Source organism: Mycobacterium sp., from assembly GCF_035314905.1.
Taxonomy (GTDB): domain Bacteria; phylum Actinomycetota; class Actinomycetes; order Mycobacteriales; family Mycobacteriaceae; genus Mycobacterium.
On record NZ_DATFYW010000072.1, the window covers coordinates 22,665 to 30,701 of the forward strand.

Below are 8,037 nucleotides of genomic sequence, written 5' to 3' on the forward strand. Positions count from 1 at the left end.
GGCGGCCCAACACGCCGACCCGATCCGGGCGTTGACGCTGCCAACCTGCTGTCTTACGAAGGCGTAAATATTATGCGCTGGAACGAAACCGAGGCGCCATCCGTCTCGATCAGCATGTCCGCGGCTGAAGACACCCGCCTCCGCCTGCCGGTCGATCATCGTCGGCGCCCGAAAGCCGTTTCCGGCGCGGTGATCTCAGCACGGAAGCCGCCCGCGAAGGCCAGTTTGCCAGGACGCGTCGCGGGCCTGACGTTCACGGGCTCGTCAACCCGGTTTCACTTAGGCCGCGTCCGGTTCGCTTGGCGGGGTTTTCGGCGGTCGGTGGTATTTGTTGGTTTGCGGTTTGCGTTGGCGGTCGATGAATCGTGGCGGGTACCAGACGGTTTGGCCCAGCGAGAGTTGGTCGTAGCGGCGTCGGGCCCGCCATTGGTTTTCGGCCTCGCCGGCGTGTTTGTGGTTTTGTTCGCACACGAAGGTCAACCGGTCGATGTCGGTGGTGCCCTCGGCGGCCCATTCGATGACGTGGTGGGTCTGGCAGTTGTAGCCGGGTTGATCGCAGCCTGGCACCGTGCAGCCACGATCGACGGCATGACCGTTGAGGTAATACACTGGTAGTATGACGGCATGCGAACAGCCATCTACACCCGTATCAGTGCTGATCAGACGGGCGAATGTCTGGGCGTTCAGCGTCAACTCGACGACTGCCTGGCCCTGGCCGACCGGCTAGTCTGGCAGGTCGTCACCCGCTACGACGACAACGACCTGAGCGCGTTCAACGGCAAGACCCGGCCCGGCTTCGAGGCGATGCTGGCCGCGATGACCAACCGCGAGTTCGAGGCACTGATCTGCTGGCACCCCGACCGGCTCTACCGCTCGATGCGAGACCTAGAACGCATCATCGAGATCGCCGACACCAACCGGGTGCAGATCCGCACCGTCAACGGCGGCGACCTGGACCTGTCCAACAGCTCGGGCCGGATGATGGCCCGCATCCTGGGCAGCGTGGCGCGCGCCGAGTCCGAGCACAAGGGTGAGCGCCAGAAGCGTGCGAACGCGCAGAAGGCCGCCGCCGGCCGCTGGCAGACCGCAAACAGAACATTCGGCTACACCATGACGGGCGAGCCGCTGGAGCCAGAAGCCACCGCGATCCGCACCGCCGTGGCTGATGTGTTGTCTGGTAAGAGCATCAACCAGGTGGCACGGGAGTGGAACGCGGCCGGGTTGAAGGGCACCAGAGACACCACGTGGAGCGCGCCGCGCATTCGCCGGCTGCTGGTCAATCCGCGCTATGCGGCGCTGAAGGTACACCAGGGCAAGGTGGTCCGTCCCGGCGACTGGGATGCGCTGATCGACACCGACACCCACCGCGGCCTGGTCGCCTACCTGTCGGACCCGTCACGGATCAAGTGCACATCATTCGAGAAGGCGTACATGGGTTCGGGCGTCTACCGCTGCGGTGTCTGTGGTGGCGTCATGCGCCATGCCATCGCAGGCAATCCACGGGTGCGACGCTACGAGTGCCGCAACGGGCAGCATGTGGTGCGGATCGGCGCACCGCTCGACGACTTCATCGAGACGGTTGTGCTGGGCATCCTTTCACGCACCGACATCCGCAACCGGCTCAGCGACCGCACCGACATCGACGTGGATGGGCTGCACACGCAGCGGGCCAGCCTGGCGTCCCGGCTCGATGAGCTGGCCGCCATGTTCGCCGAAGGGGCCATCGACGCCAGCCAATTACGCAGGGGCACAAGCGATTTACGGACCCAGCTCGCCGGTGTGGACTCGGTGCTGGCCGAGCTGGCGCGCACCAGTCCCGCGGCGAACCTGCTGAAAGATGGCCCCGACAAGCTGCTGGAGCATTGGCAGGATGCATCGGCTGACATCCGCGGCAAGGTGATCTCCGAGTTGATGGTCGTGCGCGTGATGCCCGCGCCGAAGGGTCGCCGGTTCGACCCGGCTTACGTCACGATCGAGCCGAAGCACCCATGAGCACCACCATCGAGGTCTACTGCGACGACGAGTCGCACGAGGGCCGCCGCTGGGTTGTCGATGTGCTGACCCGTGGTGACGACGGGTTCTGGCACGGCGTGGCGCACCCCGGCCGGGGCACCGGTTCGGCTGTGCAGTTCCTAGCCGACGATGCGCCGTTGACGGGCCGAAAGCTCCCCGATCCGCCGTCCGATGACGATGGCCCCGTGGGCGAGCGGTTGCGGGTGCGCTACCGGCTGCGCTGCCGGCTGTGCGGCCGGGCGGTGTCGCTGCGCGAACAGAACGCCGTGCCGGTGCTAGAGACGCTGGTGGCCAACAACATCCACAGCATTTCCTTGCGCGGGTTAGCTGCTATCATCTGAGGCAACAGTGTTGCGGGTCGCCCGCAGTCACTAACGCATCCTCCCAGCAGAGGGCCACACCCTCGTGCCCGGAGGAATCCCAATGGCCCCGTCACCGGCCACAACACACCACCGCGCCCGCATTGCTGCGTTGTCGCGTGACCGTGAACCCGACGATCCCGAACTCCTCGAAGCCCGTCGCTCTCTGCGTGCCGTACGCCTTGAGGAGCACGTCAACAAGGTTTTGGCCGACTGGCCGCCCCTGACCGACGAGCAGCTTGATCGCATTGCCGCACTCCTGCGCGCCGGATCACGTGGAGGCGCCGGTGGCACCTCCTGACAGCGAAACGGCCGGGCTGGGAACCCGACCGCTTCGAGAAGCATCTGACAACCAGACAGATACCTCAAGCGTAGTTGAGGGGTCCGACAGGTCAACGGCCGCGCAGCCGCCCGGCGGGTTGACCGCGGCCAGCCCCGGTCAGACCGACCGCGTCAAGGCGGCCCTCGGGCGCGCCCGCGCCAAACGTCAGGCCGACCAGGATGGTGCTGATCGCGATGATCAACACGACGCGTCAACCGCGGCCGGCTACGGCGGGCTGGCGTGGGAGTACCGGCGCCAGGGCTGGCTACGGCCCATCCCGATCCCGCCACCTGACGATCAAGATCACGACGGTAAGTGGCCGCCGCCCACCGGATACACCGGCCACGCCGGCCTGACACCGTCCGGCGCCGACATTCAGGCGTGGTGCGAGGACCGGCCCGGCGACAACATCGCGATCGTCATGTCCGACGGGTTCATCGCAATCGACGTCGACGACTACGGCGACAAGCGCGGCGGCGACACCATCGCAGCCCATGAACAGAAGTGGGGGCCGCTGCCGGCGGGCCCGCACGCCACCAGCCGGCTCGACGACCCGGTCAGCGGTAAACGATTCTTCCGGGTGCCCGAGGGCGCCACCTTCGTCACCGTCCTCGACGGGGGCGGTGTCGAGATCATCCAGCCCCACCACCGCTACGCGGTCGTCGCCGACAGTCTCCACCATGAAGGCCACCGCACCGTGTGGCGCGACGGCCAGCACAGCATCATCGGCATTCCGCCCGCGGCCGACATGCCGTGGCTCCCCGACGCCTGGGTGGCCGGCATGTTCAGCTCGCCGTCCGAGGCAAGCGACGACTTTGGGATGGTCGACGTCGAGGACACATTCACCGCCGGCCAGCCCGACGACCGGGTCATCCGGGAGCTGCACAACGCGCTCGATCGGCTGACACCCGAGCGCCGCAACACCCGCTACGACTCGACGCTGCGCCGCAGCCTGGCGCTGATGCGGCTGGGCCGCAACGGCCATCCCGGAGTGCGGACGGCGCTGCTGCAGCTCGGTGAGGCGTACGTGGACGCGGTCGCCGCCGACCGCAAAGGCGGCCAGAAGGTGGCCGTCAAGGAGTACCGCCGGATGCTGCACAGCCCGGGCGCCCGCCGTGCGCTGGCCGTGCCCAGCCATCGGGAAGCGGCCCAGAAGGCGGATGAGGAATTTTTTGCTGCCATGACAAGAGAGCGTGACGACATGACGACACAGGCCGAAGCGGACCCCGGACCCGGTCCGGACCCGGACCACGAGGCTAAGTTTGCTGAAAACGGCCAGGAGCCGGACCCAAAATCGGGTCCGATCGGGTCCGATGGCTCTAACGCCGCAGGTCAGGGGACCGGACCTAAATCGGACACCGGGGATTGCGGTTCCGGGTCCGGTCTGTACGTCGACACCGCCGCACAGTTAGCTGGCGGTCTGCCTGACTCGCCCATGCCGACCATTCTGAAACGCCGCGACGGGCACTGCCTGTTCTATCGCGGTCAGGTTAACTGGCTGTTCGGTGATCCGGAGTGTGGCAAGACGTGGGTGGCGCTGGGCGCCGTCGCCGAGACGCTGATCCTTGGCGGGCGCGCGCTGTTCATCGACCTCGACCGCAATGGCTGGCCGGCGATCGTCGGGCGGCTGCAGTTGATGGGCGTGCCGATCGAGCTGCTCAGCAGTCAGGATCGCTTCCGCTTCTGCGACCCCGACGACGGCGCCCATGTTCGCAAGGTCATCGAGGACGCCAAGCAGTGGAAGCCCGACGTCGTCGTCGTCGACTCCATCGGCGAGCTCGTGCCGCTGTTCGGGCGCGACTCCAACAGCGCGGACGACTTCACCAAGGTCAACACCAACGTGCTCAACCCGATGGCCAAAACCGGCGCCGCGGTCATCACGATCGACCACCTGCCCAAGAACCCTGACCGCCGCGCCGACGGCCCGGCCGGCTCACACGCCAAGCGGCGCACACCCGGCGGTGTCTCACTGCGGGTAAAGACGATGAAGCCGTTCGTCCCGGATCAGGGCGGTGTCGCATTCCTGTCGGTGAACAAGGACCGGCACGGCGGCGTGCGCCGGGAGTGCCCGGTCGGTGAGCGGGAGCAGCCCGCGGGCACGTTCGTCCTGAAGGCCGCCGGGGACATCGACACGCTGACCGGCGAGCTCTGCTGGCATGTGAACGCCCCGAAGGCGACCGACCACGATCCCGACGAGGCCGAGGCCCATCTGGTCACGCTGATCGAGCAGATGGACCCGCCGCCAACCAGCATCGAGGACGCGCGCAAGCGGCTGGGTGTCAAGAAGGAACGCGCCGCCAAGGCATACAACGCGTGGAAGTCCAAGCAGGACAACACAACTGAGAATGAAAAGGAATAACTTAGATGGACGGTATCGACAGTATCGACATCGGCCTGCTGCGCGAGCAGTTAGAGCGCATTGCGAATGCTCTCGAAGTCCTGTGCGACATTCAAGATCCCGACGAGCGATACCACCACATCGACCAGAGGCCGGCCCGGCCATGACCCTCCGACGCAAGCCGGTGCGCGTACGTCAGAACCCGGATCGCCCCGGCGGCCCGACCGGGTGCTCGACGGGTTGCCATTGGGATACGTCGGCGCACCCGGACGGGTTTGTCGATCAGTACCCACATCACCGACTTGGTTGCTGGCTTAGTGAAGAGGCCGAACCGATGACTTCCCGACGCGACCGACGCCGGGCAGGCTGACCCAAAAACCTCTGGGGCAGAACAATATTCAAGGTCTAAGGAGACCGCAAATGAACACCGCAACACCCATCGACCAGAACGGCCAGAACAGCGCAGTCGTCGATGCTGACGCCGCGAAGTATGCGCACGCGAAGTGCACGATCCTGCTGGCCCGGGTCCAAAGCAGGATCGCCGAGCTGGCCGCTACCGGCCGGCTCGACCCGGACCACGGGATGACTATGCAGCGCGATCTGACGAAAATCTGGTCGCACCTGTACGGCGGGCCCGAATACTGCGATTGCGATATGTGCGACCCAGTCGAGAGCGCACCCAATGACTACGCGGCGTTCGATCTGGGGCCAACGCGAGGCATCTGGAGGTCGATGGCGACCAGCTGGTTCAAAGATGACAGCGTCGGCGGCGAATGGCCGTCGATGTTCAAGGACCGGCGCCGCAACCCGGGCCCCCCACGCGACTGGCTCACGCTGGTCGGCGAGCTCCTCCGCGACACGGCCCGGCTCCCACAAGCTCGATGCCGATCGGTTCCCGACCCGTCGATCTTCACCACGCTCCTCGACGAGAATGTCGCCGCCGCGGCGGCCGTATGTTCGGCATGTCCCGAGCAGCTGCCGTGCCGGCGCTGGGCGCAGAGCTCCGGGGATGATGCCAACGGTGTCCTGGGCGGGCACGTGTTCCTCGGCGGCCTGGAGTATTCGGCCGCCGAGTGGTTGGCGATCTGAGCGCGGCGTCGCGGCGTGATCGCCCATAAACTTTCGGCATGAGCATTCGACAGAGGTTCGCGTTTCCACGCGACGAACAGAACAACGCCCCGGGGCACGCACCCGATAGCCCAGGCCGGCTCGACCCAGTCACAGGCCAGCACACCGTGCCCGGGTTCGCAGCGCCGCCCAGGCAGCCGGCTCCCGACGAGAATCGCTTCCATGTCCGGGGAGAAGTCCAGCGCGCGGGCAGGTTTGAGTCGTCCGTCATCGGCGACCGCGAGCCGCTGACGCGTAAAACGGACGGCGACGACGGCGAGCACTTCAGCAAAACGATCAAAACCTAAGGGGCGCAATAGATATGCCGTACTTTTACGACGAGCACCGAATAGACGATCCCAGATACCGGACGCCGGCCGAACGGGCAGCCGGGCCGACGACGCCGGAACCGATGACGATTGACGGTCGCACCGCCGAACAGGACGCGGCGGCCCGAGCACAACAGCAATTCCGGCCGGCGACCGATCCGCCGCTATCGGCGGTCGATGCCGCCAGTGCGTGCTACGACACGCTGCGGAAGATCCCCCAAGACCAACGGGCGCACAACGCCGACGTCGACCGCCGGGCCGAGCACATGCGCCGCGAGTACGGCGTCGAGGACGATAAGGTCGCCCGGTTCATCGCCGAGGAACGGGCCAAGTTCGCGGACACAGCGCCCGCCCTCATGCCCGACGCAGCTCGCTCGTTCATGGCCGAGCAGCAGACGGCGGCCAGCCAGAAGGTCGACGAGGTCCGGGCGGGCCTGTCGCCGAGGACCGACGACGTCGCGGCGCTGCTACATCAGCAACAGATCTGGGCCCGCGAGCGCCCGAAGCTCGACGCGAAAGCCGACAAGGGCACCGCGGCCCAGGCAGCCGTCGGCGCGATCGCCAACGCCCCGGACCTGGAAACGCTGCGCGTCTACGCGGCCGAGCTGCCGTCGTACCTCGCGGCCCGCGGCGTCGATGACACCACGTTCGTCGAGCGGGCGCTGACCGACCGGGTGCCCGAGCTCGCGGCGGCACGAGAGCAGCAACACGAGGCGGCACACTGGTCGCAGGTGGTCGAGCACACCGCCGGGTACGTGGACCGCTGCATCGCGTCCGGGCGCCCGGCCGATCCCCGGGTGTTGGCGATGCTGGACCCAAAGAAGATCCGGAAGCGCGAGCTGCTAGGTCGTAGGTGATCGTGGCGCGGCGATGGTTCAAGGGGGCGGGAACCTCGGCCCCGTTCCTCACATTCGTGGTTCCATCGCTCCCGCTGCCGCGGCGTCGTCCCCGGTCTGCCGTCAGGCGCATGCGGTCGACGGTGACCGGGGGCACGTCTAAAAGGATGACCTGATGAGTCCGAGGGCGCCGAAGATATGTAGCTCGCGAGGGTGCACCGCCCTGGTCCGCGACGGCGGCTCGCGCTGCCCCGAACATCGGCCGGCGCCGTTCGGTGGCCAGCGCAGCGAATCGTCGCGGCGAACCGGTACCCGCGCGTTCACCCGGATTCGGCGGCGAGTTTTCGAGCGTGATGGGAATCTGTGTCGCGCGCAGCTCGACGGGTGTACAACGATCGCCGCCGAGTGCCATCACCTGGATCGGGTGGTTGATGGTGGCGGGGAGGACGACTTAGGCCGGCTGATCGCTGTGTGCACCAGTTGTCACCGAAAACTGACGGCGGCCCAGGCGAAGAACACATCGACTGGTGCACCATCGGCGCCGCGGCCGGTGCGCCGTCGTCATCGCGATGCTGCGACACCGTCAGCGTTGCCTCGGACGATCAACGCCTCGCTCTAAGCCGGCCGGCGCTAATGCCGCTGTCCACGGCGGCCGTCGCGATGATCAGAAGCGCCATGGTGTCGATGGTGAGCAGACGCCCGGTGGTGCAGCAGTGGTGCAGTTAGGGCTAGC

9 protein-coding genes are annotated in these 8,037 nt (G+C 66.8%); 8 read left to right on the forward strand and 1 reads right to left on the reverse strand.

Annotated features, from left to right (window positions below):
- Nucleotides 1–279: 279 nt before the first annotated feature.
- Nucleotides 280–609 carry an HNH endonuclease signature motif containing protein gene (locus VKG81_RS21480; protein WP_414685176.1) on the reverse strand — a complete coding sequence of 110 codons (330 nt, stop codon included), beginning with the start codon at nucleotides 607–609 and terminating at the stop codon, nucleotides 280–282.
- Between the two features lie 15 nt (nucleotides 610–624).
- Here VKG81_RS21480 and VKG81_RS05700 point away from each other — a divergent pair, with 15 nt between their 5' ends.
- The 8 genes from VKG81_RS05700 to VKG81_RS21485 all read left to right on the forward strand — a co-directional run bounded on the left by VKG81_RS05700 (nucleotide 625) and on the right by VKG81_RS21485 (nucleotide 7,923).
- Nucleotides 625–1,992, forward strand: coding sequence for a recombinase family protein (locus VKG81_RS05700; RefSeq protein ID WP_324394867.1), 1,368 nt, complete (start codon nucleotides 625–627; stop codon nucleotides 1,990–1,992).
- Nucleotides 1,989–2,354, forward strand: a complete 366-nt coding sequence (locus VKG81_RS05705) for a hypothetical protein (protein ID WP_324394868.1) — start codon at nucleotides 1,989–1,991, stop codon at nucleotides 2,352–2,354. The genes VKG81_RS05700 and VKG81_RS05705 overlap by 4 nt, the downstream gene beginning before the upstream one ends.
- Before the next feature lie 437 nt (nucleotides 2,355–2,791).
- Nucleotides 2,792–5,053: a bifunctional DNA primase/polymerase gene (locus VKG81_RS05710; protein ID WP_324394869.1), complete on the forward strand. Its 2,262-nt coding sequence runs from the start codon at nucleotides 2,792–2,794 to the stop codon at nucleotides 5,051–5,053.
- 5 nt (nucleotides 5,054–5,058) lie between these two features.
- A complete protein-coding gene (locus VKG81_RS05715) occupies nucleotides 5,059–5,199 on the forward strand; it encodes a hypothetical protein (RefSeq protein ID WP_324394870.1) in 141 nt (46 codons plus the stop codon).
- Between the two features lie 253 nt (nucleotides 5,200–5,452).
- Nucleotides 5,453–6,121, forward strand: coding sequence for a WhiB family transcriptional regulator (locus VKG81_RS05720; protein ID WP_324394871.1), 669 nt, complete (start codon nucleotides 5,453–5,455; stop codon nucleotides 6,119–6,121).
- A gap of 38 nt (nucleotides 6,122–6,159) precedes the next feature.
- The gene (locus VKG81_RS05725) at nucleotides 6,160–6,447 is read left to right on the forward strand and encodes a hypothetical protein (RefSeq protein ID WP_324394872.1); all 288 of its coding nucleotides are present in this window, start codon (nucleotides 6,160–6,162) and stop codon (nucleotides 6,445–6,447) included.
- A gap of 104 nt (nucleotides 6,448–6,551) precedes the next feature.
- The gene (locus tag VKG81_RS05730; RefSeq protein ID WP_324394873.1) at nucleotides 6,552–7,325 is read left to right on the forward strand and encodes a hypothetical protein; all 774 of its coding nucleotides are present in this window, start codon (nucleotides 6,552–6,554) and stop codon (nucleotides 7,323–7,325) included.
- A 154-nt stretch (nucleotides 7,326–7,479) separates the two neighbouring features.
- Nucleotides 7,480–7,923: an HNH endonuclease signature motif containing protein gene (locus VKG81_RS21485; protein ID WP_414685177.1), complete on the forward strand. Its 444-nt coding sequence runs from the start codon at nucleotides 7,480–7,482 to the stop codon at nucleotides 7,921–7,923.
- The last annotated feature ends 114 nt before the right edge of the window (nucleotides 7,924–8,037 follow it).